Here is a 24,736-nt window from a genome sequence, read left to right on the forward strand (position 1 = left end):
CTCTCTCAGATGCGCGAAACGCCCCGGTATCCCCGGGTTCGAGAAGGGGGCGCCGGGGCGTCTTGCGTGTCAGCCGAACGTCAGTTGATGACGGCCAGCACGTCGCGGGCGGAGAGGATGAGGTACTCCTCGCCGTTGTACTTGACCTCGGTGCCGCCGTACTTGGAGTAGATGACGACGTCGCCGACAGCCACGTCCACCGGGACGCGGTTGCCCTTGTCGTCGATCCGGCCGGGGCCCACCGCGAGGACCTTGCCCTCCTGGGGCTTCTCCTTCGCGGTGTCCGGGATCACAAGGCCGGAAGCCGTCGTGGTCTCGGCCTCGCTGGCCTGGACGACGATCTTGTCCTCGAGCGGCTTGATGTTCACGCTCACCGGGCTGACCTCCACGGTCGTCGAAAGCGTTGGCAGGTTGCGTTTACGGCTCCTGCCACCCCGCCGTCGCGGGGGTCGGGGCGGTTGCTGGCGCCGTGCATCTAGCACTCTACCCATGCGAGTGCCAACGCTTCAACGAACCCCTGCCAGTACCCCCGGATGGTGAAACGCGAACCGGTCGGCGGACCCGGTCGCGCCGGGGCGAAAACCGCACCACCGCGGGCCTGCCGCGCCCCGTAAGGCGAGGTCACGGGCCCGTCCGTCGGGTCGGGCCCGCCGCTTCGGCCGCACGCCGGCGTTCCGCCACGCGGGACGGTCGTCCCGGCGCGGTCGGCGGGACCGCCCGCGCCGGCCCACCCGAGCCGTGCCCGCCTCCTCCCGGCACGCCGCCGTTCACCCGCTCGCCACCCGCGTGGGCGACGGTCTGGACCCATGACCTCCGTGACACGACGTTCACTGATCATCGGCGGCGTGGCCCTGGCCACGGCGGGCGCGGGATTCGCCAGGCTCGACGACCCCTTCACGCTCGGCGTCGCCTCCGGCGACCCCTCCCACGACGGCGTGGTGCTGTGGACGAGGCTCGCGCCGCGGCCGCTGGCCGAGGACGGCCTCGGCGGGATGCCCAACCGGGTCGTCCCCGTGCACTGGGAACTGGCCGAGGACGAGCGGTTCCGCCGGGTGGTGCGGCGCGGGGTCGAACTCGCCCGGCCGCAGTCGGCGCACAGCGTGCACGTGGAGCCGTTCGGGCTGCGGCCCGGCCGCGAGTACTTCTACCGGTTCCGCGCCGACCGGCACGTCTCGCCGGTCGGCCGCACCCGGACCGCGCCCGAGCCGTGGGCCCTCGGGCCGGACCTGACCATGTGCTTCGCGTCCTGCGCGCACTTCGGCGAGGGCTACTTCACCGCGTACCGGCGGCTCGCCGAGGACGACCCGGACCTGGTGCTGCACCTGGGCGACTACCAGTACGAGTACGCGGGCAAGGCGTCCGACGCGCGGGCCGTCGTGGGGCCGGAGACGCGGACGCTGGCCGACTACCGGCTGCGGCACGCCCAGTACAAGACCGACGCCGACCTCCAGCTCGCGCACTCCGTCGCACCGTGGCTGGTGGTCTGGGATGATCATGAGTTGGAGAACAACTGGGCGGACGACGTGCCCGAGCAGCCGGACCCGGACTTCGCGCGGCGGCGCGAGGCGGCGTTCCAGGCGTACTACGAGAACATGCCGCTGCGGCGGGGCGCGCGGCCCGACGGCGGCGACATGCGGCTGTACCGGCGGGTGCGGTGGGGCAACCTGGCGACGTTCCACATGCTCGACACCCGCCAGTACCGCGACGACCAGGCGTGCGGTGACGGCTGGAAGACGTGCGCGGACGCGGGCTCACCGAACCGGACGATCACCGGCGCGGAGCAGGAGGCGTGGCTGCTGGACGGGTTCCGGCGGTCGCGGTCGCGCTGGGACGTGCTGGGGCAGCAGGTGTTCTTCGCCGAGCGCGACCGCAAGGACGGGCCGGAGAAGGAGGTGTCGATGGACTCCTGGGACGGCTACCTGGCGTCGCGGGACCGCGTGACGCGCGGCTGGGTGGACGCCGGCGTGCGCAACACCGTGGTGCTGACCGGTGACGTGCACGCGCACTACGCGGCGGACATCAAGGCGGACTGGAACGACCTGACGTCGCGGACCGTGGGCACCGAGCTGGTGTGCACTTCGGTCACGTCCGGTGGCGACGGCAACGACACCGTCGACGAGACGCAGCTGCGGCTCAACCCGCACATCAAGCTGCACAGCAGGCGGCGCGGGTACGTGCGGACCCGGTTCTCGGCGCGGGAGGTGCGGGCGGACTTCCGGACGCTGCCGTACGTGCGGACGCCGGGCGCGGCGGCGGTGACGCTCAAGTCGTTCGTGGTGGAGGACCGCAACCCCGGCCTGAACCCGGTCTGATCGCGACCGGTCGAGCCGGCCGGCGGGGCGTGCGCGATCGAGCCGTTCCGGGCGCGCGGCCCGGCCTTTCCGGGCGTGCGCGGTGCCGGGTCGTGGCCCGGCGCCGCGCACCGCCCCCCGCTCCCCCGCCGCGCGGGGGCGGCGGTCACCCGGCCGGCTTGATCACCTCGTAGAGGGCCGTCCAGTTCTCGTGGCCCCGACCGGCCGCGATGCCGCGCCGGTACAGCGACTGGATCGCCTTCGGCAGCTCGTCGTCCACACCGGACGCCTCGCTCGCGCCCACCACGTGGTCGGCCGTCGCGCCCATCATCACGATGTTCGCCAGGTCGCCGGGGTACTCCCCCTCCTCGAGGTTCCGGACCGTCTCCTCCAGGTACATCGACATCGAGTCGGCGTTGTCCTTCAGGTACGGCGCGAACTTCGCGAACGGCACGCCGGCGCTGCGCACCAGGGCGAAGCTGTGCAGCAGCCCGCCCAGCGTGGTCAGGAAGTAGTCGAGCTGCGCCAGGTAGAACAGCTGGGCCAGCGAGTGGTCCTCGCCGAGGTGGTCGGGCCGGCCGATGACCGCGAGGGTGTCGCGGTGCTCGTCGAAGACCGCCCGCGGCCCGCTGTAGAAGACGTACGCGCCCTCCTCGCCGACCAGCGGCGCGGGCACCATCACCCCGCCCGCCAGCAGCTCCGCGCCCCGCTCGGCGGCCCAGGCGGCGGCCTTGAGGGTCTGCGCGGGGGTGTCGGAGCTGAGGTTCACGATCGTCTTCCCGGCGATCGACTGCCCGTCGAGGATGTCGTACATCGCGGCGTAGTCGGTCAGGCTCAGGACGATCAGCTTGCTCGCGTCCACCGCCTCCCGCACGGTGGCCGCCCGCGTCGCGCCCAGGGCCACCACCCCGTCGGCGCGGCTCGCGGTCCGGTTCCACACCGTCGTGGGGTGGCCGTTCGCCAGGAACTTCGCGACCATCGCCTGCCCCATCGGGCCCAGTCCGATCAGCGTCAGCGGCGTGCTCATCCGTTGTTCTCCCGTGTTCCTCGTCGTTGCGGTCGAGCCTGCCGGGCGGCGCTGCGGGTTTCCTGCGGGTCGGCTGCGGGTGGCCCGCCCGGCGCGCGGGTTAACGTCGTCGCGTGCGATTCGGCGTGCTGGGGCCCCTGGCGGTGTGGGCGGCGGACGGGACACCAGTCCGCGTGCCGGAGGTGAAGGTCCGGGCGCTGCTGGCGCACCTGCTGGTCGCCGAGGGCGAGCCGGTGTCGGTGGAGCGGCTCGGCCGCACGCTGTGGGGCGGCCGTCCGCCGGGCAACCCCGCGAACACGCTCCAGACCAAGGTGTCGGCGCTGCGCCGGGTGCTCGGGCGGGACGTGGTCACCCGCGAGCCGCCGGGCTACGCGCTGCGGGTCGACGCCGCGTCGTCGGACCTGCTGGACTTCCGGGCGCGGCTCGCCGTGCGCGACTACGACGGCGCGCTGGCGCTGTGGCGCGGCGAACCGCTGGCGGAGTTCGGCGACGAGCCGTTCGCGGTCGGGTTCGCGCGGCGGCTGGCCGAGGAGCGGCTGACCGCGGTCGAGGACCGGGCGGAGGCGCGGCTCGCGTCCGGGCTGCCGGTGTCCCTGGCCGACGAGGTGGCGCGGCACCCGCTGCGGGAGCGGCTGCGCGGCCTGCACATGCGGGCGCTGTACTTCGCCGGGCGGCAGGTGGAGGCGCTGGAGAGCTACGCGGACCTGCGCCGGCGGCTGGCGGACGAGCAGGGGCTGGAGCCGGGCCCGGAGCTCGTGGCCGTGCACCGGGCGCTGCTCGACCACGACGTGCCCCGGCCGCGCACGAACCTCCCCGCGGCCGTCACCGCGCTGGTGGGGCGCGCCGGGGCGGTCCGCGAGGTCGGCGCGCTGGTGGCCGCGTCCCGGCTGGTCACGCTCACCGGGCCGGGCGGTGTCGGCAAGACCCGGCTCGCGGTGGAGGTCGCGCGGGCGGTGGCCGACGCGGGCGACGGCTGCGCGTGGCTGGTGGAGCTGGCCGGCCTGGACCGCGCCGACCCCGCGGGCCTGGACCCGGTCGCCACCGCGATCGCCGGCGCCCTCGGCATCCGCGAGGACGCGGCGGGCGGGTTCGCGCCGCCCGCACCCGCCACACCGCCGGCACCCACAACACCGCCGGCACCCGCCACACCCATCGCGCTCGCCACGCCTCCCACCACGCCCGCCACGTCACCCGCATCGGGCGCACCCCCCGCACCCGGCGCACTCACCGCGCCACTCGCGCCCGCCGCGCCCGACCGCCTCGCCGACCGGGTCGCGGAGGTCGTCCGGGACCGCGAGCTCCTGCTGGTCCTGGACAACTGCGAGCGCCTGGTGGAGCCGGTCGCCCGGCTGGTGTCCCGGCTGCTCCGCGCCGCGCCCGGCCTCCGGGTGCTGGCCACCAGCCAGGAGCCGCTGGGGCTGGCCGCCGAGACCGTCTGGGCCGTGCCGCCGCTGGACCTGCCCGACGCGGTCCGCCTGTTCGCCGCGCGGGCCACCGCCGCCGCGCCCGGCTTCACCCTGGGACCGCACAACGAGGACACCGTCGCCGCGATCTGCCGCCGGCTCGACGGGCTGCCGCTCGCGCTCGAACTGGCCGCCACCAGGGTCCGCGCCCTGGGCGTCGAGGCGCTGCTGGACCGCCTGGCCGACCGGTTCCGCCTGCTCGCCACCGGCCACCGCGACGCACCGCCGCGCCAGCGCACCCTGCGCGCCCTGATCGACTGGAGCTGGGACCTCCTCACCGAGCCCGAGCGGACGGTCCTGCGCCGCCTGTCCGTCACCGTCGAGGGCTGCGACCTGGAGGCGGCCGAGGCGATCTGCGCGGGCGGCGACGTCCGCCCCGACGATGTCCTCGACCTGCTCACCGGCCTGGTCAACCGCTCCCTCGTGGTCGCGCCCGACCACGGCCCGCACCCCCGCTACCGCCTGCTCGAATCGGTGTCCGACTACGGCCGCGAACGCCTCCGGGACGCGGGCGAGCACGACGCCGTCCGCGCACGGCACGCCGCGCACTACCGGTCCCTCGCCGAGCGCGCCGACCCCGAGCTGCGCGGCCCCGACCAGCTCACCTGGCTGCGCCGCCTGGACGCCGACACCGCCAACCTGCGCGCCGCGCTCGACCTCGCGCCCGGTTTCGCGCCCAGCCTCGCCTGGTACTGGTTCCTGCGCGGGCGCGTGCACGAGGCGCGCCGCCACCTCACCGGGCCGTGGCGGACCGGCTTCACGGTGCTCGCGGGCCACGCGGTCGAGCCGTTCGACGCCGACGCCGTCACCGACCCGCGGGCCCGGTGGTTCCTCGGCTACGTGCTGTCCACGGTCGGCGACATGGCGACCGGCGAACGGCTCACCGAGCGCGCCTACGCCGAGTTCCGGGCCCGCGGCGACGACTGGGGCGCGGCGGCGGCGCTCTGCGACCGGTTCAGCCAGGCGATGACCAGGGGCGACTTCGCCGCCGCGCGGGACGCCGCCGCGCGGGCGGCCCGGACGTTCGCCGAGCTGGGCGACCGGTGGGGCCGGCTCCAGGCGGCGTTCGCCCTGGGCACGCTGGCCCAGCTGACCGGCGACTACGCGGAGGCCGCGCGGGTGCACGAGGAGGGCCTGCGGCTGGCCGAGGAGCTCCAGTCGTGGCCCGAGGTGTCCTACACGCTGTCCTGGCTGGGCCGGGTCGCGCTGCTGCGGAAGGACTTCGCGCGGGCCCGCGCGTGCCACGAGCGGGCCCGCGCCCTGGCCGCCGACCAGGGCTTCTCACCCGCGCGGGTGTACGCGGAGATCGGCCTGGCGCTCGGCGCGCGCCGGGAGGGCCTGCTGGACGAGGCCGAGCGGCTGCTGCTGCGCGTGCACGAGTGGCACCGGCAGGTCGGGTTCGAGGCGGGCGCGACGCTGGTCCTGGCCGAGCGCGGCTTCGTCGCCGAGCTGCGCGGCGACGCCGAGACCGCCCGCGCGCTCCAGGAGCGGGGGCTGGAGCTGGCCCGGCGGACCGGCGACCCGCGCGCGATCGCGTTGGGGCTGGAGGGGCTGGCCGGCGCGGAGGCCCTCGCCGGCAGGCACGCGGAAGCCGCGCGCCTGCTCGGCCTCGCCGCCGCGCACCGGCGGTCGGTGGGCGTGCCGCTGCCGGCGGCCGAGCGCGGCGACGTGGACCGGATCACCGCCGCCGCCCGCGCGGCGCTGGGCGACCGGCGGTTCGACCTGGCCCACCGGCAGGGGCTAGCGGAGCTGGACGGTGCCGACCGGCAGCCCCGGCGTGGTGGACAGGTCCAGCGGTGACGGCTTCGCGCCCGCCGCCACCAGGTGCGCGCCCAGCGCCGCGATCATCGCGCCGTTGTCGGTGCACAGCCGGGGCCGGGGCACGCGCAGCTCGACACCGGCCTCGGCGCACCGCTCGGCGGCCAGGCCGGACAGCCGCGAGTTCGCCGCGACGCCGCCGGAGATCACCATCGTGCCCACGCCGAGGTCCCGGCACGCCCGGACCGCCTTGGCGGTCAGCACGTCCGCCACGGCCTCCTGGAACGACGCGGCGACGTCCGCCAGCGGCACCTCCTCGCCCGCCCGCTCGCACCGCTCGACCCAGCGCGCGACGGAGGTCTTCAAGCCGGAGAAGGAGAAGTCGTACTTGGCGTCGCGCGGCCCGGTCAGGCCGCGCGGGAACGCGATCGCGCACCCGTCGCCCTGCTTGGCCAGCCGGTCGATCGGCGGGCCGCCCGGATAGGGCAGGTCGAGCAGCCGCGCGACCTTGTCGTACGCCTCGCCCGCCGCGTCGTCCACGGTGGACCCGATCTCGGTGATCCGGCCCGCCAGTCCGCCCTCGACCAGCAGCAGCTGCGAGTGCCCGCCGGACACCAGCAGCGCCACGCACCGCTCGGGCAGCGGACCGTGCTCCAGGGTGTCCGCCGCGACGTGGCCCGCCAGGTGGTTCACGCCGTAGAGGGGCTTGTCCAGCGCCGCCGCGTACGCCTTGGCGGCCGACACGCCGACCAGCAGCGCGCCCGCCAGTCCCGGACCCGCCGTGACGGCGATGGCGTGGACGTCCGACAGCGCGACCCCGGCCCGCTCCACGGCCCGGCGCATGGTCGGCGTCATCGCCTCCAGGTGCGCCCGCGAGGCGACCTCGGGCACGACGCCGCCGAACCGGGCGTGCTCCTCGACGCTGGAGGCGACCTCGTCGGCGAGCAGTTCCAGCGCGCCGTCCGGGCCGAGCCGGACGATGCCGACGCCCGTCTCGTCGCACGAGCTCTCGATACCGAGGATGAGCCGGTCAGTCACGGTTGGCGGGCCTTCCCATCGTGTAGGCGTCGGCGCCCGACGGCTGGTAGTAGCGGCGGCGCAGGCCCAGGTGCTCGAAGCCGTGCGCCAGGTAGAGGGAGATCGCGCGGGCGTTGTCCGTGCGGACCTCCAGGAACACCGGCAGCCCGCGCCGGTCGGCCTCGGCCAGCAGGGTCCGCAGCAGCGCCCGGCCGATGCCGTCGCCCTGCCGGTCGGCGACCACGGCGATGGTGTGGACGGACGACTCGAAGTCCGTGACGCCCAGCCCGGCGTAGCCGACCAGCTCGCCGTCGACGTACGCGCCGACGTAGTAGTTGCCGTTGTCCAGCTCGGCGCGGAACGCCTGCTCGCTCCACGGGTCGTCGCCGGGGAACACCTCGTGCTCGATCTCGGCGCACCGCGCGGCGTCCTCGTGGCGCAGCGGCGCGATGGTGACCGTGCCGCCCCTCATGGCGTCACCCGCTTGCGGGCGGCCGGCTCGACCGCGTCGGGCCGCCGCAGGTACAGCGGCGTCAGGGCGGCGGGGCGGGCGCCGGAGAGCAGCTCCTCGGCGGCGACGGCGACCAGCGACGTCGGCGACGGGTACGTGGCGTCGACCACGGGCAGGCCGAGCACGTCGGCGTAGGCGCGGGCGCCCTCGCCGGCGGCCTCGGCGACCGGGGGCATCTTGTCCCGCACGTCGGCGGGGCGGTCGACGTGCGGGCCGTCCGTGCGGCGGCCGGCGGCGTCGTAGGCGGCCCAGTACACCTCCTTGCGCCGGGCGTCGGTGGCCACCAGCAGCGGCCGGCCGGTGGCGGCGTCCAGCGCGATGGCGTCCGGGGTGGGCACCGGGTAGACGGGCCGGTTGAGCGCCTGACCGAGGGCGGCGGCGGTGGCCAGGCCCACCCGCAGGCCCGTGAACGGGCCGGGGCCCGAGCCGCACACGACGGCGTCCAGGTCGGCCGGCGCGCGGCCCGCGTCGGCCAGCGCCGCCAGCAGGTGGGGTGTCAGCAGTTCACCGTGCGCCTTGGCGTTCACCGTGACCCGTTGGGCGAGGAGACGGGGGCCGTCGGAGGTCAACTCGACGACGCCTGCGGTGACCGCGGGGGTCGCGGTGTCCAGAGCGAGCACTAGCACGAGGGTCAAGGGTACGGGTGTCCTGAAGCACACTGGACTTGACGTGGGCGTCAAGTCGGAGGATCGGCATCGTGCGCATCGGTGAACTGGCAAGGCGGGGTGGGACGACCACCAGGGCGCTGCGCTACTACGAGTCCCTGGGTCTGCTCACCGCGCGGCGGACGGCCAACGGGCAGCGGGAGTACGACGAGCAGGACCTGCGGCTCGTCGCCGAGATCCGGTCGCTGACCGGGATCGGGTTCGCGCTGGAGGACACCCGGCCGTTCGTGGAGTGCCTGCGGACCGGCCACCCCAGCGGCGACGCGTGCCCCGCGTCCGTCGCGGTGTACCGGCGCAAGCTCGCCGAGCTGGACGAGTGCATCGCCCGGTTGGAGGAGGCCAGGCAGCGGGTGCGCGCGCAACTCGACCAGGCCGAACAGAGGAGACGCCCGTGCACGCGCTGACCGACGACACGTTCGCCGAGGGCATCCGGGACGGGGCGGTGCTCGTGGAGTTCACCGCGAGCTGGTGCCCGCCGTGCCGGATGATCGAACCGGTGCTGGCGGAGCTGGACGACGAGCTGGCCGACGTCCGGTTCGCCAAGATCGACACGGACGCGAACCCCCGCACCGCCCGCGACCGGGGCGTGATGGGCATGCCGACGCTCCAGCTCTACCGCGACGGCGAGCTGGTGGCGCAGCTCGTCGGCGCGCGGCCGAAGCAGCAGCTGATGTCGTGGCTCGAACCACATCTGTGATGCGTGCCGCGCGGGCGGCGGCCAAGGTGGGTGGATGCTGCTGCCCGCACTCGCCGCGCCGCCCGCGAAGGTGGCCCTCCGGTTCCCCGACCACGAGCTGACCTACGCCGAACTCGCCGCACGGGCCCGCGAGGTGGCTTGCGGCCTGGTGGGCAGGCGGCGGGTCGCCGTGTGGGCCCGCCCGGACGTGCGCACCTGCGTGGCCGTGGTCGGCGCGCTGCTGGCGGGTGTGCCGGTGGTGCCGCTGAACCCCAAGCTCGGCGAGCGGGAGCTGGCGCACATCCTGTCCGACAGCGCGCCCGACCTGGTGATCGACGACGCGCTGCCCGGCGGCTCCCCGGTCGACCTGCCCGAACCGGACGGCGAGGCGCCCGCGCTGGTCGTCTACACCTCGGGCACCACCGGGCCGCCGAAGGGCGTGGTGCTGCCGCGCCGGGCGCTGGCGGCCAACCTGGACGCGCTGGCCGCGGCGTGGGAGTGGACCGCCGACGACGTCGTGGTGCACGGGCTGCCGCTGTTCCACGTGCACGGGCTGGTCGTCGGGGTGCTCGGGCCGCTGCGGCGCGGCGGGACGGCGCACCACCTCGGGGCGTTCGGCGTCGCGGCGGCGGCGGAGGCGCTGGACACCGTCGGCACGATGCTGTTCGGGGTGCCGACGATGTACCACCGGATCGCCGGCGCGCCCGAGCACGCGGCGTCGTTCGCGAAGGCCCGGCTGCTGGTGTCGGGGTCCGCGCCGCTGCCGGCGGCGCTGCACGAGCGCATCGAGGCGTCGACCGGGCAGCGGGTGGTCGAGCGGTACGGCATGACCGAGACGCTGATGATCACCAGCGTGCGCGCCTCGGGCGACCGCAGGCCGGGCACGGTCGGCCCGCCGCTGGACGGGGTCGAGGTGCGGGTGGTCGGCGACGAGCCGGGCGAGGTCGAGGTGCGCGGGCCGAACCTGTTCCTGGAGTACCTGAACCGGCCGGACGCGACGCGCGAGGCGTTCGCGGACGGCTGGTTCCGGACCGGCGACCTGGCCGTGGTCGAGCCGGACGGGTACCTGCGGATCGTGGGTCGGCGGGCGACCGACCTGATCAAGAGCGGCGGCTACAAGATCGGCGCGGGCGAGGTGGAGAACGCCCTGCTGGAGCACCCCGGCGTGGCCGAGGTGGCGGTGACCGGCGAGCCGGACGACGACCTCGGCGAACGCGTCGTCGCGTGGGTGGTGGCCTCGGGGGCGCGGCCGGCGGAGGAGGAGCTGGCCGACCACGTGGCCCGGCTGCTCACCCCGCACAAGCGGCCGAGGGTGGTCCGCTTCCTGGAGGCGTTGCCGCGCAACGACATGGGCAAGGTGTTGAAGCGGGAACTGCGGTGAACCGGCCGCGCACGGGGCGCGGTCGGCGCGACCGGTCGTCGGGAGGCCCGGCGCCCGCGCGGTGCCGGCGTCCGGAGGGACCGGCGGCCCGGTTGCGGTACCGGCGTCCGGGGGGGGTGTCCCTATGTGGTTGTCAAGCCGCAGCCGGGGCAGAAGTGGTCTCGGGGTGTCGGTAGTGGGTTTTGGTGCGGAGCATGGCGAACAGGACGTCGCAGCGTCGTCGGGCCAGGCAGATCAGGGCGGCGTTGTGTTTCTTTCCCTGGTCTCGTTTGCGCTGGTAGTAGGCCCTGCTGGTCGGGTCGGAGAGGGCGGCGAACGCGGCGAGGAAGAACGCGCGTTTGAGTTTGCGGTTGCCGGTGCGGGCCGGGTGTTCGCCCTTGATGCTGCTGCCGGAGCTGCGGGTGACGGGGGCGATGCCGGCGTAGGCGGCCAGGTGCCCGGAGGACTTGAAGGCCGAGGCGTCGCCGATCTCGAGCAGGATGCGGGCTGCGGTCCTGACCCCGATGCCGGGCATGGAGGTCAGGACCCCGGCGAGAGGGTGCGCATCGAGTATCCCTTCGACTTCGGCGGCGACCTGTTTGCGTTGCAGGAGAACGGTCTTCAGGCTGTCGGCCAGACGCGGCAGCACGGTGTCCGCTGCCGTTGTGCCGGGAACGGTGACGGTCTGTTCGTCCAGCGCGGCCAGGATCGTGGCGACCAGCTCCTCGCCGATGCGGGGCGCGTGTGCGGTGGCGATCGCGGTGAGTTTGCGGCGGCCAGCTTTGGCGATGCCGGTCGGGCCGCCGCAGCGGGACAGGATCTCCAGCACCGCCGGGTGGGTGATGCGGGGGCCGATGGCGCGTTCCAGGGCGGGGTGGACGCCGGTGAGCAGGCCGCGGATGCGGTTGGCGATCCGGGTGGCCTCGCCGGCCAGGTCGTCGTCGAACCCGACCAGCACGTCCAGCTCCGCCAGGGCGTCGTCACCGACGTCGACCGGGCGCAGGGTGTGCGGCAGGCTCCGGGCGGCGTCGGCGATGACGAACGCGTCGCGGGCGTCGGTCTTGGCCCGGCCGGGGTAGAGGTCGGCGATGCGGCGCATGGCCAGACCGGGCAGGTAGGCCACCCGGTGACCGGCCGCGCGGGCCACCGCGACCGGCAGCGCCCCGATCGTGGCGGGTTGGTCGACCACCACCAGCAGCGGCCCGTGGACGGCGAGCTTGTCGAACAACGCGCGCAGCTTCGGTTCGCTGTTGGGCAGCGGTGCGTCGTGCAGCCGCTTCCCGGCGGGGTCCAAGCCCACGGCGTGGTGTTCGCCCTTGCCCACGTCCAGGCCGAGGAACACCCCGAAAGTACTGGTCATCGGTCGTGCCGTTCGTTCGTCGCGGGTGGTCGCGCGGTGGGCATCGCAGGCCGGCACCCACGTTACGACGAGACCTGCCCGGCGGGCGGCCGTGTCCCTATCAGCGGTCCGGCGATGCCACCGGGTCCGGTGACACCACCCCCCGGATCATGCCTTCGACTGGGGGCGTCAGTCATGCCGGACCCGGCGACCACAACTCCTTGATCAGGAGCTACGAAAAAGGTAACGGGGGGAACCGGCGGCCCCGGTCGCGGCCGGCCCGCGCGGGAGGCGCCGGCACCCCGCCGAGGCTCCGGTCCTCAGGCGGGACCAGCGGCCCGGTCGAGGCTCCGGCTCCCGAGAGGCACCGGCCATTCGCTCCGGTCCTCGGGGGCCGGTGCCCCCGTCGAGGTGGACCGGCGTCCCGTCGAGGCGCGCCGTGGGAGCGCTCCCGCCCGGCGCTAGACCGGGAGCGGGCGCTCGGCCCACGAGCCGTGCGGCACGAGGTGCGCCGTGCGGACGTCGTCGTCGTGCCGCTCCAGCTTGATCAGCAGGTGGTCCTCGGACAGGCGTTCCGCCACCCCCTCGCCCCACTCGACGGCCACGACCGCGTCCACCAGGTCGGTGTCCAGGTCCAGGTCGTCGAGTTCGTCGAGGCGCCCGCCCAGCCGGTAGGCGTCGACGTGCACCAGCGGCACGCCGCGACCGCCGGGCGCGGGGTCGTGTACGCGGGCGATCACGAACGTCGGCGAGCTGACCCGCCCGTTGACCCCCAGGCCGTCCGCCAGCCCCCGGACCAGGGCCGTCTTGCCCGCGCCGAGCGGACCCGCCAGCAGCAGCAGGTCACCGCCGCGCACCAGCCCGCCGAGCCTGCGCCCGAACTCCTCCGTGTCCTCCACCTTCGGGAGGGTCACGCTCGTCGCCACCACCGCCGCCTGCTCTCCGCCCGTTCGTCGGCACTGCGCCGCACCAGGCCGACCAGGTGCCCGGTCACCAGGTCGGGCTGCTCCATCATCACCATGTGCCCCGCGCCGGAGGCGCGGACGAGTTCACCGTGCGGCATCTCCTCGGCCATCCGCTCGGCGTGCGAGAACGGCGTCATGCGGTCCGCGTCGCCGCTGATCACCAGCACCTCGCAGTGCCGGAGGCCGGCCAGTGCCTTGTACCGGTTGTGCGTGCCCAGGGTCTCCAGGAAGTCGGTCAGCACCTGGACCGTCGTGCCGCCGATCATCCGCTCCATCAGGTCGACCAGCGAGGGGCTGACCTCGCGGTCGCCGAACGCGAGCGCCCGGATGCCGCTCCAGGTCAGGGCGCTCGCCCGCCGGCGGACCCACTCCACGAGGCCGGGCTGGAGCCCGGCCAGCCGGCCGACGCCGAGCGTGACCGGGTTGTAGCGGGACAGCACCGACTTGGGCAGCCCCGCGCCGCCGACCGCTCCCGCCGCCGTGCCGATCAGGGCGACGCCGCGCACCCGGTCGGCGAACAGCTCCGGCCGCTGCTCGGCCAACGCCATGATCGTCATGCCGCCCATCGAGTGCCCGACGAGCACCAGCGGCCCGGTCGGCACGACCGCCCGCAGCACGGAGTCCAGGTCGCGCGCCAGCTGCTCGATGGTGCTGGACTCGGCGCCCGACCGCCCGGACCGCCCGTGGCCGCGCTGGTCGTAGAGCACCTGGCGGACCCTGGGTTCGGCCAGCTTCGCGAGGTCGCGCCGCTGGAAGTGCCAGCAGCGCCGGTCGAGCGCGAACCCGTGCACCAGGACCGCGGTCAGCTCGGGCTCGCCGCCGTCGAGCGGGTCGACCTCCTCGACCGACAGCGGCACGCCGTCGTCCGCCGCGACCGTCGACTCCCGGCTGGGCGTCAGCCGGCCGAGCGGTTCGTCCGCCAGCGGGTCGTCCGCGCGCCGGTCGTGGGACACCTTCTTGTTGTTCGCCGCCAACCCGACCGCGACACCGGTCGCCGCCGCGCCGAGGATGCCGCCCGCCCAGCCGGCGGCCTTCCACAGCGAGTTCACCGGTAGGTCCGGGTGACGCGCGGCCGGTGCATGCCGGTGACGATCTCGTAGTCGATGGTCCCGGCGAGGTCGGCCCACTCGCGGGCGGTCGGCTCGCCGCGCTCGCCCGTCCCGAACAACACCACCTCGTCCCCTTCCGCCACGACGTCGTCACCGCAGTCCACCACGACCTGGTCCATGCACACCCGCCCGACCACCGGCCGCCGCCTGCCCGCCAGCCAGACGTGCATCCGGTGGGAGAGGGTGCGCGGCACGCCGTCCCCGTAACCGACGGGCACGAGGGCCAGCGTGGTCGGGGCGCCGGCCGTCCAGCTGAGCCCGTAGGAGACGGACTCGCCGGCCGGGATGCGCTTGGTGAGCGCCACCGAGGACCGGAACGTCATCACGGGTCGCAGGTCGAACGGCTGCGGCACCGGGTTGAGCCCGTACACCGCGATGCCCGGCCGGACGAGGTCGAAGTGCAGGTCCGGCCGGGTGAGCAGGGCCGCCGAGTTGGCGACGTGCCGCAGCGGCGACAGCCCGGCGGCGACGGCCTCGCGGTAGGCGTCGTCGAACCGCTCGGCCTGGGCGTCCGTGGCGGGGTGCCCGACCTCGTCGGCGCAGGCGAGGTGCGTCCACACGGCGTGCACCCGCACCTCGGGCGTGGCGGCGGCCTTCTCCACGAGGGCGGACCACTCCTCCGGCCGGCAGCCGTTGCGCGACAGCCCCGTGTCGATCTTGAGGTGGACGCGGGCCTCCACGCCCACCGCGCGGGCGGCCTCGGCGACCTCGGCCAGCTGCCGCGCCGACGACACGGACAGGTCGACGCGGGCGGCGACGCCGGGCGCGTAGTCCGTCCCCGGCAGGTCCAGCCACGCCAGCACGGGTGCGGTGATGCCCGCCTCCCGGAGGGCGAGTGCCTCGCCCAGCGAGCAGGCGCCGATCCAGGAAGCCCCGGACTCCAGCGCGGCCCTGGCCACCTCGACCGCCCCGTGCCCGTACCCGTCGGCCTTCACCACGGCCATCGTCTCGGCACGCGGCGCGAGGCCGGCCAGGAGCGAAACGTTGTGTCGGAGGTTGTCGAGGTCGATCACGACCTCAGCGCGGAGAGCAGCCATAACACCGTTCATGGTGACACAACCACCCACCGCGCCCCGCCGGGAGGCCGCGTGTCGGTGCCACTCACCCGCCTGTGTCGTACCCCTGTGCTTGGCTGTCAGTCGGGGGGTGCTCCACACCGGGGTACGCCCGGCTCGCCATCGCCGAGCCCGCCATCCACCGAGACCGCCATCCGCCGCTCCCCGAACTCCACCGGCGTCGCGGTGCGCGCCCCAATGCCCGCGGTGCGCCGCCCCAATGCCCGACGTGCGCGTCGATCTCCTCAAAGCTCGTCAGCACCACGCCCAAGCGGTGAGCGTGCGGTGTACGCATGGGGTGATGGACGTTCGGTGTGCGCGTAGGGCGGAAAGCGTGCGGTGTACGCGTAATGAGGTGTAGCTCGCAGCGTTGCTGTGGCCTGCGGTGTCGCAGCTGGTCCGGATCGAGGTGCCGCAGGGCTGGCGACTGGCCTGGTGCTGAGCGCACGGCGCACGCGAGGGCAGGTAAGCGCACGGTGTACGCGAAGGGAGGTAAGCGCGCGATGTACGCGCAGAAGGTGAGCGCACGGTGTACGCGTAGAGGAAGTAGGCATACGGCGTACGCATATCAGGTGAGCGTACGGTGTACCCATAAAGTGGATAAGCGTACGATGTACTCGTAAAGTGGCTGGCCGATGGCGTGCGTGTGAGACAGTAGGCGTGCGGTGTACGCTTATGCCGCCCACGACGTCCGCGCCCGGTTGACCAGGACCCGCGCCCGTCCGGCCCGGCGATCACCGTCGCGTGCCTCTTTCCCGAACGGGTCCGGAGCCGCCAGGGCCGCCGTCCGCCCGGCTCACCATGCCGACCACCGTGCGGACCACCGCGCGGATCGCCACGCCGACCACCGCGCTGATCGCCGAGCCCGCCCCACGCCCGGCGCCCCGCGGCCGAGCCCGCCGCATGCCCGCCCGGCACCCTGCGGCCGAGCCCGCCGCCGGGCCGATTCCCGCCGCACACCCCGGACCGTCGCCCCGACGCCACCGCTCAAGGGCTCGACAGGGGCCGCACCGCGCGGATCGCGTCCGGCACCGACGCCAGCAGGGACGACGCCGGGATCGGCGCGCCATCGGCCGCCAGCTCCGCCGCCAGCACGTGCACCCGCGCCGCGCACCCGGCCGCCAACAACGGGTCGACGCCCGCCGCCAACAACGCACCGATCAGACCGGACAGGACGTCGCCCGAACCGGCCGTCGCCGCCCACGACGTCCGAGCCCGGTTGACCAGGACCCGACCGTCCGGCCCGGCGACCACCGTCGCGTGCCCCTTCAGCAGCACCACCGCGTCGAACTTCTCCGCCACGCGCCTCGCCGCCGCCACCCGGTCGTCGCCGACCTTCCCGGCCAGGCGCTCGTACTCCCGGTCGTGCGGGGTCAGGACGAGCGGGGTGTCCGGGTCGCGCGCGTCCCACAGGTCCGGGTTGTTCGCGAGCATCGTGATCGCGTCGGCGTCCGCGCACACCGGCACGCCCGCCTCCAGGACCGCCCGCAGCACCCCCTCCGCCCCGAGTCCCGTGCCGAGCCCCGGCCCCACCACCCACGCCTGCACGCGGCCCGCGTCGGTGATGGAACCGGTGCAGATCGCCTCCGGCCAGCGGGAGCGCACGTGCTCCGCCGCCGCGCCCGCGTAGCGGACCATGCCGGACGTCGCCAGCACCGCCGCGCCGGTCGCCAGCACCGCCGCGCCGGGGTACGTCGCCGATCCCGCCGCGATCCCGGTCACGCCCTGGGTGTACTTGTCGTCGGTCGGGCCGGGCACCGGCCACGCCGCGCCCACGTCCGACACCTCCAGTTCGAGGAGGTCGGGACCGGCCAGCTCGGCACCCAGGCCGAGGTCGACCAGCCGCACGTCACCGCAGTCGGCCAGCGCGTGCACGGGCTTGAGGCACCCGAACGTCACCGTCACCGCCGCCCGCACGGCAGGCCCGTCGACGGCGCCCGTGTCCGGGTCGACCCCGCTGGGCGAGTCGACGGCCAGGACCGGCGCGTCGAGGTGTGCCACGTGCTCGGCCGCCGCCGGGCGCAGCGGCCCGCGACCGGACAGGCCCACGATGCCGTCGATCACCAGGTCGACGTCGACCAGCCGCTCCACGACCCGCCCGCCGGCCCGGCGGAACGCGGCCAGCCCCTCCGCGTGCGCGCGGGGCGGGTCGAGCAGCACCGCCGCCACGGAGACGCCGCGCCGGCGCAGGTAGTACCCGGCCCACAGGGCGTCGCCGCCGTTGTTGCCCGCGCCCACCAGCAGGCCGACCCGCCGCCGCCCGGCCAGCACCTCCAGCGCCACCGTCGCCACGCCGAACGCCGCCCGCCGCATCAGCGATCCGGCGGGCACCCTCGCCATGACCCGGTCCTCGGCCGCCTTCACCCGCGCTGTGGTCCACAGTCCCCGCATAGCGGGACAGCCTGCCCGTTCCGCGCCCGCGGAGCTACTCCACGGTCACGGACTTCGCGAGGTTGCGCGGCTTGTCCACGTCGTAGCCGCGGCTGCGCGCGATCTCGGCCGCGAGCACCTGCAGCGGCACGGTCGAGATCAGCGGCTGCAACAGGGTCGACACCGCCGGGATCTCGATCAGGTGGTCGGCGAACGGCCGGACCGTCTCGTCGCCCTCCTCCGCGATCACGATCGTCCGCGCGCCGCGCGCCTGGATCTCGCTGATGTTCGACACGAGCTTCGAGTGCAGCACCGCCCGGCCCTTCGGCGACGGCATCACGACGACGACCGGCAGGCCCTCCTCGATGAGGGCGATCGGCCCGTGCTTCAGCTCACCCGCCGCGAAGCCCTCGGCGTGCATGTAGGCCAGCTCCTTGAGCTTGAGCGCGCCCTCCAGCGCCACCGGGTAGCCGACGTGCCTGCCCAGGAACAGCACGGCCTTCGAGTCAGCCAGCTCACGCCCCAGCGCCCGCACCTGCTCGACCGTGCCCAGCACCCGCTCCACGGCGTGCGGCATGGCCTCCAGCTCGCGGAACTCGCGGCCGACCTCGTCCGGGTACTTGGTGCCGCGCGCCTGCGCCAGCGCCAGGCCCACCAGGTAGTTCGCGGCGATCTGCGCCAGGAACGCCTTGGTCGACGCGACGCCGATCTCCGGGCCGGCGTGCGTGTAGAGGACGGCGTCGGACTCGCGCGGGATCTGCGCGCCGTTGGTGTTGCACACCGCCAGCACCCGCGCCTTCTGCGCGCGGGCGTGCCGGACGGCCTCCAGCGTGTCGGCGGTCTCGCCGGACTGCGACACGGCCACCACCAGCGTGTCCCGGTCGAGCACCGGGTCGCGGTAGCGGAACTCGGACGCCAGCTCCACCTCCACCGGGAGGCGGGTCCAGTGCTCGATCGCGTACTTGGCCACCAGGCCCGAGTGGTACGCCGAGCCGCACGCGACGACGAACACCTTGTCGACGTCCCGCAGGTCCTGGTCGGACAGGCGCTGCTCGTCCAGCACGACCCGGCCGTCCCGGAAGTGGCCGCGCAGCGTGTTCGCCAGCGCCTCGGGCTGCTCCTCGATCTCCTTGAGCATGAAGTACTCGTGGCCGCCCTTCTCGGCGGCCGACAGGTCCCAGTTCACCGTGAACGGCTTGGCGTCGGCGGGCTCGCCCGCGAAGTCGGTGACGGTGTAGCCGGACCGGTCGATCACCACGACCTGGTCCTGGCCGAGCTCGACGGCCTCGCGGGTGTGCTCGATGAACGCCGACACGTCGGACGCGACGAACGTCTCGCCCTCGCCGACGCCCACCACCAGCGGGGACGAGCGGCGGGCGGCGACCACCACGTCCGGTTCGTCGGCGTGCGTCACGACGAGCGTGAACGCGCCCTCCAGCCGGCGGACGACCGCGCGCACGCTGGCGGCCAGGTCGCCCTCGGTGTCGCCCTCGCCGTACGCGAGCGCGATCAGGTGGGCGGCGGTCTCGCTGTCGGTGTCGCTGGTCAGCTCGACGCCGCGGCCCTCCAGTTCGGCGCGCAGCGCGGCGAAGTTCTCGATGATCCCGTTGTGCACGACGGCGACGCGACCGGTCGCGTCGCGGTGCGGGTGGGAGTTGCGGTCGACGGGCGCGCCGTGGGTGGCCCAGCGGGTGTGGCCCATGCCGGCGGTGCCCGCGAACCCCTCCCGGCCGACCTCGTCCAGCCGGTCCTCCAGGTTGGTCAGGCGGCCCGCCCTGCGCTCCACGGCGAGGCCGCCCGCTCCGTCGAGCACGGCGACGCCCGCCGAGTCGTAACCCCGGTACTCCAGCCGCCGCAGCCCGTCGAGCACGACGTCCAGTGCCGGGCGATGGCCCACGTATCCCACGATTCCGCACACGCCGCCCAGCGTAACCAGACCAGGGCCGTCCTCCGAACGGGCCACTCGTAGCCGTTTGCGCAGGTCAAGCCTTCAAGTGGTGTAGACCAATCCGAGTGTGCGGTGCGGCACGTCGATCGACTACCGTTCACGCGGTGAGCGGCTACTCGGCGAAGCAGGTGCTCGACCACCTCAGCAGGCCCGGAGAGCACCCGGTGCTGCGCGGCGACCTGGCCCTGGTCGGACTGCCCGGCCTGGTCTACACCCCCGCGTCCGGGCTCGGGCTGCCCGCCGTGGCGTTCGGGCACGGCTGGTTGCAGCCCGTCGAGCGGTACCGGGCGCTGCTGCGGCACCTCGCGTCGTGGGGCATCGTCGCCGCCGCGCCGGGCACCCAGCGCGGACCGCTGATGTCGTCGCGGCTGCTCGCGGGCAACCTGCGGACCACGCTCGACGTGTGCACCGGCGTCCGCCTCGGCGACGGCGGGATCAGCGTCGACCCGGAACGGCTCGCCGTCGCCGGTCACTCGATGGGCGGAGGCGCGGCGGTGCTCGCGGCGGCCGACGACCCGCGGGTGCGGGCGGTGGCGACGCTGGCCGCGTCCGAGACCCGGCCGTCGGCGCTGGACGCGGCGCGGCGGGTCGGCGTGCCGGGGCTGCACCTGGCCGGTGGCGAGGACCGCATCGCGCCGCCGGTCGGCCACGCGGAGGCCATCGCGCAGGCGTGGCTGGGGCCGGTGCAGTTCCGGGTGCTGCCGAAGACGAGCCACCTCGGGTTCGCCGAGGGGCGGCACTGGAGCGAGCTGCTGCTCGACGGGAAGGGCGAGCGGGCGGCGCAGAAGCTGGCCAGGGCGATGGTGACGGCGTTCCTGCTGCGGGTGCTCAAGGGCGAGAAGCAGTGGGACGTCCTGCTGGAGAACGACGTCAAGGGCGCGGGCCTGCTCTACCGGCGGGCGGCGCTCGCGCACCGCTGACCACGCATCTCTGATCGCGCACCGCTGATCGCGCATCTCCGACCGCGCGCCGCTGATCGCGCTCGGCGTTCCGCGCCGGTGGCGCATCACCGACGGACGGTCCGGCCGATCAGAGCCGCGTGGTGCTCGGCGGACGCTCCGGGATGCGACTCCAGGATGCGGCGGTCTTGGCCTCCGGCCTCCGATTCCATTGTCCCACGAGGCACCGACAATCCCTGGCCGGCCGGTTGCCCGATCACGGAGGGCCGTGCGCTGCGCGAGGTCATCGCCGCGCAGCCGGTGCCAGGCCGGTCGCCACCGAACCGCGACCAAGGAGCGCGCCGCAATAGGCCGGCCACAGTAGGCCGGCCGCAGTCGGCTGGTTCACCGCGTGCGTGGCGCACGTGGTGTTCGGGACTTCCAGTTCGCGCTGATGTCAGTCACTGACATCACCGGCCGTCCGCCCTGGTCCCCGCCTCGCTCGGAGGCGGGGACCAGGGCGTCACGCCCGTCGACCGGTCAGGTCAGCCAGCTCTGGCCGCCGAAATCGTCGTCGTCGTCCACCGGGGTCGGCCTGCGCGGTGCCGGGCGGGCCGGTGGTGGGGGTGGCGGCGGGGTGACCGGGGGCGGTGGGGCCGCCGCCGGGGGTGGTGGGGTCGGGGTGATCGGGCCGGCGGTCCAGCCCGTGCCCGGCGCGGCGGTCTCGTAGGTCGGCTCGTCGTCCTCCGCGCCGAACCGGTACTCGCCGCCCTTCTTGGTCGTCGCGGCCGTCGTGCCCCAGCCGCCGGCCGCCTTCTGGCGCTTGCCGGCCTCCTGGATGCGCTCGATGGTCTTCTCCGCGACGGCCGCCTGCTTGTCCAGGCTCTGGCCCGCCTTGTCGCGCGCCTCGCGGGAACGGCGTTCACGCAGCTCGCGGCGGTCGGCGTGTTCGCGGGAGATCTGGTCCATGCGGCTCTTCGCCGCCGCCAGCCGGTCGGACGCGACGCTCATCGGGCCTCCTCACCCAGCACGCCCTGCACGCGGCTGAGGCTCACATCGTCGTCGAACAGCGAACCGGTGGTGCGCCACTGGCCGGGGCTGCGCTCGGTGTCGCCGCCGCCCTGCTGGCCGCCGCCCGCCATGCCGCCGCCCATCGGCATCCCGCCGCCCATCATGCCGCCGCTCATCGGCGAACCGCTGGACGACTGGCCGTGCGCGTCCTGCATGGACGGCAGGGTCGCCGAACCCGCCTGGCCCGCGTTGGAGGCGTTGGTGTCGGACGCCAGGCCCTGGTCGGCGTTGCCGGACGGGCTGCTCCACGTGCTGTCCGAACCGGACGACCCACCGCCCAGCACCGAGTCCGCGCCGTTGAAGCCGCCGGAGCCGCCGAACACCGACGCGCCGGACGTGGTGGTCGTGCCGCCCGAGTCCGACGACGACGCCGGGGCGAACCCCTGGTCGAACTGGCCGCCGGAGGGCTGACCGCCGAACTGCGCCGACGCGGGCTGGAACTGCGCGGGCTCCGTGAAGCCCGGCGCGAAGCCCCCGCCGCCACCCGCGATCGGGCCGCCGACGGCGGAACCACCGGTGAACTCGCCGGCACCGGCCACGAAACCGGGCGCGGCGGCGGGCTCGGTGAAGCCACCCACGGGAGTCGCCGCGGCGGCGGGCTCGGTGAAGCCCGCGGTCGCCGGTTCGGTGAAGCCCGCGGTCGCGGGCTCGGTGAAGCCCGCCGCGAAGCCCTGGTCCGGCAGCGGTTCGCCGAACGCGATCGCCGGCTCGGCCCGCCCGATCAGCGGCTCGCCCTCGGCCGGCATCGTCGTCACCGGCGAGTCCAGGTCCGCGGGCACGTCCGGCCGCAGCGGGTCGGCCTCGGCGGGCAGCGGCACCGCGTCGTCCATATCCGGGATGGTCGGCACCCCCCGGTCCGCCTCGTCCTCGCCGAACTCGACGCCGTACTGCTCGGGCGTCCCGTCGCCGCTGTCCACGGTCAGGTTGATCTCACCGGTCAACGGGTCGACCTCGGCGGTGATCGACAGGCCGTCCGCCTCGATCAGCGCCTTGCCGTCGGCGCCCGCCTCGACCGGGATCGCGCCGTCGCCGGGCGCGCCGCCCACCGCCGCACTGGGCGTGGTCGGCGCGAGCGGGGCACCGGGCGCACCCGGCGTGCCGGGCGTGGCCGACGTCGCGCCCGCCAGCGCCGTCGCGAGCGCCGCGCCGCCGTTCTGACCGGTCAACGCCTTGAGCGCGTCGGGGTTGTTGCTGAAGTCGACGTCGTAGGTCTTCGGCTCGGTGGTCGGCGTGTCGACGGTGATCTTCACGTGGCCGTTCGCGTCCGGCTCGGTGACCTTGATCTCGTTGTCACCGCTCTTGATGGTGACGACCTCGGGATCCTCCTCGCCCTTCAGCCCGTCGGGTTTGCCGTCGCCGTCGAGGTCGTCCGGCTTCCCGTCGCCGTCCTTGTCGTCCGGCTTGCCGTCGCCGTCGAGGTCGTCGGGCTTCCCGTCGCCGTCGGTGTCGCCGGGGATCTTCAGGTCGTCCGGCTTGCCGTCGCCGTCCTTGTCCAGCGGGTTCTCCGGCTTGGGGATCTCGGGGACGGACGGGGTGCCGCCACCGCCACCGCTGCCCGAGCCGCCGCCGGTGCCGCCACCGGTCCCGCCGCCCGTGCCACCGCCGGTGCCGCCGCCACCGCCCTTGCCGTCACCCTTGCCGTCGCCGCCCTTCCCGTCGCCGCCCTTGTCGTCGCCGCCCTTGTCGTCGCCGCCCTTGTCGTCGCCGCCCTTGTCGTCGGCGGGCGCGGGGAACGGGTTCTCGAAGCCGGCCATGTACGAGGCGAGGGTCTCCCACTTGCCGTCCACGGCCGTCTTGGTGTCCGCGCAGCAGCTCTTGAACTGCTCGTACAGGCCCCAGAACTCGACGTTGAACGACTGCTGGACCCACCGCTTGCACTGGTTGATCGCGTACTCTTTGTTCTCGTCGTTCAACGAGCAGTCGTCGTCGTTGAGGCGGTCCGCGATGTTGCTGCCGGGCACGACCGAGTCGACCCAGCCCGCGATCTCCCGCACCCGGTCCTTCGAGTAGTCGCCCTCGCCGCGCGCGAACGAGACGACCTTCTCCGCCATGTACGTGTCGGCCTTGGCGATCCGCTCCCGGTACATCTCCAGGACCTCGTCGGCCTTGCCCTTGCACAGCTCGTACACGCCGCTCACCGCGGTGCGGGTCAACTCGGCCGCGCCGTTCAGGCCGTCGCCCAGCTCGGTGATCTTCGGCACGATCTGGTCGTTGTAGTGGTCGTAGGACTTGGCGGCGGCCTTGCCCTCCCACTCGCCGTAGAGGGTCTTCAGCCGACCGTCGACGTCCGCCTTCATGTCGTCGATCTTCGACTTGGCGGTGCTGAACTCGTCCGCTTCGAGCAGCAGCTTCTGGAAGTTGATCCCGCGCTGCTCGTCGTACGGCTTCTGGATGTGGTTGGCGAAGTCCAGGTTCGAGGTGTTGCCGAGGCAGTCGCCGGGCCGGTTGTTCCAGATCGGCATGAACTTCTCGAAGACCTTCAGGCCGGCCTTGCCCGCGTCGAGCAGCTCGTCGGACGTCTTCGTGCCCGAGCCGGACGCGGTGGGCGGCTGCTTGCCGTCCAGCGACTTCTGGCCCTCGTCGACGGCCTTCGTCTGCTCGCGGCTGTTGTAGCCCTTGGTGTCGCTCTCCGCCTTGGCCTCGTCCAGGCGCTCCTGGAGCTTGTCGCCGCGGCCCGCGTAGTCACCCCAGTTCCAGAAGCTGGAGGTGTCGTACCGGTCCTTGTAGGCGTCCGCGCCGTCCGGGATGTCCCACGGCGGGGTGGCGGAGACGTAGGCGTGCATCAGCTCCGCCTTCTTCTCCTCCGACACGTTGGGGTCGTCGAGGACCGCCTGCACGTCTTTCCAGCTCGGGTTGGCCATCAGTACTGGCTCCCCACGTTGCTCGCGTTCGTGGCCTCGACGTCACCGTAGGTGGCCGCGCCGGAAGCGATCTTCCCCGCGAACGCGCCGAGCGTGCCCGCCATGTTGGTGATGCCCTTGCCGAAGTTCTCGATGCCGCCCTTGTACTTCTGGAAGTGCTGTTTGTGCGCTTCCCCGAAATCCCGGTCGACGGTTTCGGTCTGCCCGACCTTCTTGAGGTCTTCCGCCGTGTCCTTCGCGGCGTCGGAAATGCCCTTCGAGGCTTTTTGCATCGCCTCGGTGCTGGTGCCGTATCCGGCCACGGCGCTCCACTCCCCTCCGTGGCGCAACGGCCACGACCCTCAACCGAACTCGTCCGCTACGACGCGACGC

At 74.2% G+C, this 24,736-nt stretch carries 20 protein-coding genes; 6 read left to right on the forward strand and 14 right to left on the reverse strand.

Annotated elements, in window-relative coordinates; all coding sequences use genetic code 11:
- Positions 1–80: 80 nt before the first annotated feature.
- Positions 81–374: a co-chaperone GroES gene (groES, locus tag C8E97_RS32025; protein ID WP_033428811.1), complete on the reverse strand. Its 294-nt coding sequence runs from the start codon at positions 372–374 to the stop codon at positions 81–83.
- Between the two features lie 432 nt (positions 375–806).
- Between groES and C8E97_RS32030 the strand changes: the two genes are divergently transcribed.
- Positions 807–2,312 (forward strand): alkaline phosphatase D family protein, encoded by a 1,506-nt coding sequence (locus C8E97_RS32030; RefSeq protein ID WP_121009697.1) that lies wholly within the window; start codon positions 807–809, stop codon positions 2,310–2,312.
- Between the two features lie 145 nt (positions 2,313–2,457).
- On the opposite strand, the gene C8E97_RS32035 is transcribed toward C8E97_RS32030, so the two are convergent.
- Positions 2,458–3,318 carry an NAD(P)-dependent oxidoreductase gene (locus tag C8E97_RS32035; RefSeq protein WP_121009700.1) on the reverse strand — a complete coding sequence of 287 codons (861 nt, stop codon included), beginning with the start codon at positions 3,316–3,318 and terminating at the stop codon, positions 2,458–2,460.
- A 113-nt stretch (positions 3,319–3,431) separates the two neighbouring features.
- Between C8E97_RS32035 and C8E97_RS32040 the strand changes: the two genes are divergently transcribed.
- Positions 3,432–6,581, forward strand: coding sequence for an ATP-binding protein (locus C8E97_RS32040; protein ID WP_121009703.1), 3,150 nt, complete (start codon positions 3,432–3,434; stop codon positions 6,579–6,581).
- On the opposite strand, the gene tsaD is transcribed toward C8E97_RS32040, so the two are convergent.
- Genes tsaD through tsaB form a run of 3 tightly spaced genes read right to left on the reverse strand, consistent with a single transcriptional unit; the run spans position 6,522 to position 8,693 of the window.
- On the reverse strand, positions 6,522–7,577 hold the full coding sequence (gene tsaD, locus C8E97_RS32045; RefSeq protein ID WP_121009707.1) for a tRNA (adenosine(37)-N6)-threonylcarbamoyltransferase complex transferase subunit TsaD: 1,056 nt from the start codon (positions 7,575–7,577) through the stop codon (positions 6,522–6,524). The two genes, C8E97_RS32040 and tsaD, sit on opposite strands and share 60 nt — an antisense overlap.
- Entirely contained in the window at positions 7,570–8,028 is a 459-nt protein-coding gene (gene rimI, locus C8E97_RS32050) for a ribosomal protein S18-alanine N-acetyltransferase (RefSeq protein ID WP_121009710.1), read from the reverse strand. The genes tsaD and rimI overlap by 8 nt, the downstream gene beginning before the upstream one ends.
- Complete coding sequence (gene tsaB / locus C8E97_RS32055; protein WP_121012837.1) at positions 8,025–8,693, reverse strand: tRNA (adenosine(37)-N6)-threonylcarbamoyltransferase complex dimerization subunit type 1 TsaB; 669 nt, start codon at positions 8,691–8,693, stop codon at positions 8,025–8,027. The genes rimI and tsaB overlap by 4 nt, the downstream gene beginning before the upstream one ends.
- Positions 8,694–8,764: 71 nt before the next feature.
- Here tsaB and C8E97_RS32060 point away from each other — a divergent pair, with 71 nt between their 5' ends.
- Genes C8E97_RS32060 through C8E97_RS32070 form a run of 3 tightly spaced genes read left to right on the forward strand, consistent with a single transcriptional unit; the run spans position 8,765 to position 10,789 of the window.
- Positions 8,765–9,136 (forward strand): MerR family transcriptional regulator, encoded by a 372-nt coding sequence (locus tag C8E97_RS32060; RefSeq protein ID WP_121009713.1) that lies wholly within the window; start codon positions 8,765–8,767, stop codon positions 9,134–9,136.
- Positions 9,124–9,429, forward strand: a complete 306-nt coding sequence (locus C8E97_RS32065; RefSeq protein WP_121009716.1) for a thioredoxin family protein — start codon at positions 9,124–9,126, stop codon at positions 9,427–9,429. Before C8E97_RS32060 ends, C8E97_RS32065 begins: the two co-directional genes overlap by 13 nt.
- 34 nt (positions 9,430–9,463) lie before the next feature.
- Complete coding sequence (locus C8E97_RS32070) at positions 9,464–10,789, forward strand: acyl-CoA synthetase (RefSeq protein ID WP_121009719.1); 1,326 nt, start codon at positions 9,464–9,466, stop codon at positions 10,787–10,789.
- A 133-nt stretch (positions 10,790–10,922) separates the two neighbouring features.
- On the opposite strand, the gene C8E97_RS32075 is transcribed toward C8E97_RS32070, so the two are convergent.
- The 6 genes from C8E97_RS32075 to glmS form a co-directional block, all read right to left on the reverse strand.
- Positions 10,923–12,128 carry an IS110 family RNA-guided transposase gene (locus C8E97_RS32075; RefSeq protein ID WP_121000639.1) on the reverse strand — a complete coding sequence of 402 codons (1,206 nt, stop codon included), beginning with the start codon at positions 12,126–12,128 and terminating at the stop codon, positions 10,923–10,925.
- A gap of 440 nt (positions 12,129–12,568) precedes the next feature.
- A complete protein-coding gene (gene tsaE / locus C8E97_RS32080; protein WP_425470634.1) occupies positions 12,569–13,021 on the reverse strand; it encodes a tRNA (adenosine(37)-N6)-threonylcarbamoyltransferase complex ATPase subunit type 1 TsaE in 453 nt (150 codons plus the stop codon).
- Entirely contained in the window at positions 13,018–14,121 is a 1,104-nt protein-coding gene (locus C8E97_RS32085; protein WP_170212050.1) for an alpha/beta fold hydrolase, read from the reverse strand. Before C8E97_RS32085 ends, tsaE begins: the two co-directional genes overlap by 4 nt.
- The gene (alr, locus tag C8E97_RS32090; protein WP_246019297.1) at positions 14,118–15,218 is read right to left on the reverse strand and encodes an alanine racemase; all 1,101 of its coding nucleotides are present in this window, start codon (positions 15,216–15,218) and stop codon (positions 14,118–14,120) included. The genes C8E97_RS32085 and alr overlap by 4 nt, the downstream gene beginning before the upstream one ends.
- Positions 15,219–16,223: 1,005 nt before the next feature.
- Positions 16,224–17,627, reverse strand: a complete 1,404-nt coding sequence (locus C8E97_RS32095; RefSeq protein ID WP_121009731.1) for an NAD(P)H-hydrate dehydratase — start codon at positions 17,625–17,627, stop codon at positions 16,224–16,226.
- 34 nt (positions 17,628–17,661) lie between these two features.
- Positions 17,662–19,524 (reverse strand): glutamine--fructose-6-phosphate transaminase (isomerizing), encoded by a 1,863-nt coding sequence (gene glmS / locus C8E97_RS32100; protein ID WP_121009734.1) that lies wholly within the window; start codon positions 19,522–19,524, stop codon positions 17,662–17,664.
- A gap of 134 nt (positions 19,525–19,658) precedes the next feature.
- On the opposite strand from glmS, the gene C8E97_RS32105 reads away from it, so the two are divergent.
- Positions 19,659–20,474 carry a dienelactone hydrolase family protein gene (locus C8E97_RS32105; RefSeq protein ID WP_121009737.1) on the forward strand — a complete coding sequence of 272 codons (816 nt, stop codon included), beginning with the start codon at positions 19,659–19,661 and terminating at the stop codon, positions 20,472–20,474.
- 498 nt (positions 20,475–20,972) lie between these two features.
- On the opposite strand, the gene C8E97_RS32110 is transcribed toward C8E97_RS32105, so the two are convergent.
- From C8E97_RS32110 to C8E97_RS32120, 3 genes are read right to left on the reverse strand one after another with little or no spacing between them, the layout of a single operon-like run.
- Positions 20,973–21,443, reverse strand: a complete 471-nt coding sequence (locus C8E97_RS32110) for a hypothetical protein (protein WP_121009740.1) — start codon at positions 21,441–21,443, stop codon at positions 20,973–20,975.
- A complete protein-coding gene (locus C8E97_RS35655; protein ID WP_121009743.1) occupies positions 21,440–24,364 on the reverse strand; it encodes a WXG100 family type VII secretion target in 2,925 nt (974 codons plus the stop codon). The genes C8E97_RS32110 and C8E97_RS35655 overlap by 4 nt, the downstream gene beginning before the upstream one ends.
- A complete protein-coding gene (locus C8E97_RS32120; protein WP_121009746.1) occupies positions 24,364–24,666 on the reverse strand; it encodes a hypothetical protein in 303 nt (100 codons plus the stop codon). Before C8E97_RS32120 ends, C8E97_RS35655 begins: the two co-directional genes overlap by 1 nt.
- Positions 24,667–24,736 lie beyond the last annotated feature (70 nt).

Origin of the sequence: Saccharothrix australiensis (assembly GCF_003634935.1) — a bacterium.
In the GTDB taxonomy this organism is placed as follows: domain Bacteria; phylum Actinomycetota; class Actinomycetes; order Mycobacteriales; family Pseudonocardiaceae; genus Actinosynnema; species Actinosynnema australiense.

Excerpts from the sequence above, each read along its gene's own strand:
- C8E97_RS32030 (WP_121009697.1), top strand. The coding sequence starts at position 807 with ATGACCTCCGTGACACGACGTTCACTGATCATCGGCGGCGTGGCCCTG.
- C8E97_RS32035 (WP_121009700.1), bottom strand. The coding sequence starts at position 3,318 with ATGAGCACGCCGCTGACGCTGATCGGACTGGGCCCGATGGGGCAGGCG.
- rimI (WP_121009710.1), bottom strand. The coding sequence starts at position 8,028 with ATGAGGGGCGGCACGGTCACCATCGCGCCGCTGCGCCACGAGGACGCC.
- C8E97_RS32070 (WP_121009719.1), top strand. The coding sequence starts at position 9,464 with ATGCTGCTGCCCGCACTCGCCGCGCCGCCCGCGAAGGTGGCCCTCCGG.
- C8E97_RS32075 (WP_121000639.1), bottom strand. The coding sequence starts at position 12,128 with ATGACCAGTACTTTCGGGGTGTTCCTCGGCCTGGACGTGGGCAAGGGC.
- alr (WP_246019297.1), bottom strand. The coding sequence starts at position 15,218 with ATGGCTGCTCTCCGCGCTGAGGTCGTGATCGACCTCGACAACCTCCGA.
- C8E97_RS32095 (WP_121009731.1), bottom strand. The coding sequence starts at position 17,627 with ATGCGGGGACTGTGGACCACAGCGCGGGTGAAGGCGGCCGAGGACCGG.
- C8E97_RS32110 (WP_121009740.1), bottom strand. The coding sequence starts at position 21,443 with ATGAGCGTCGCGTCCGACCGGCTGGCGGCGGCGAAGAGCCGCATGGAC.
- C8E97_RS35655 (WP_121009743.1), bottom strand. The coding sequence starts at position 24,364 with ATGGCCAACCCGAGCTGGAAAGACGTGCAGGCGGTCCTCGACGACCCC.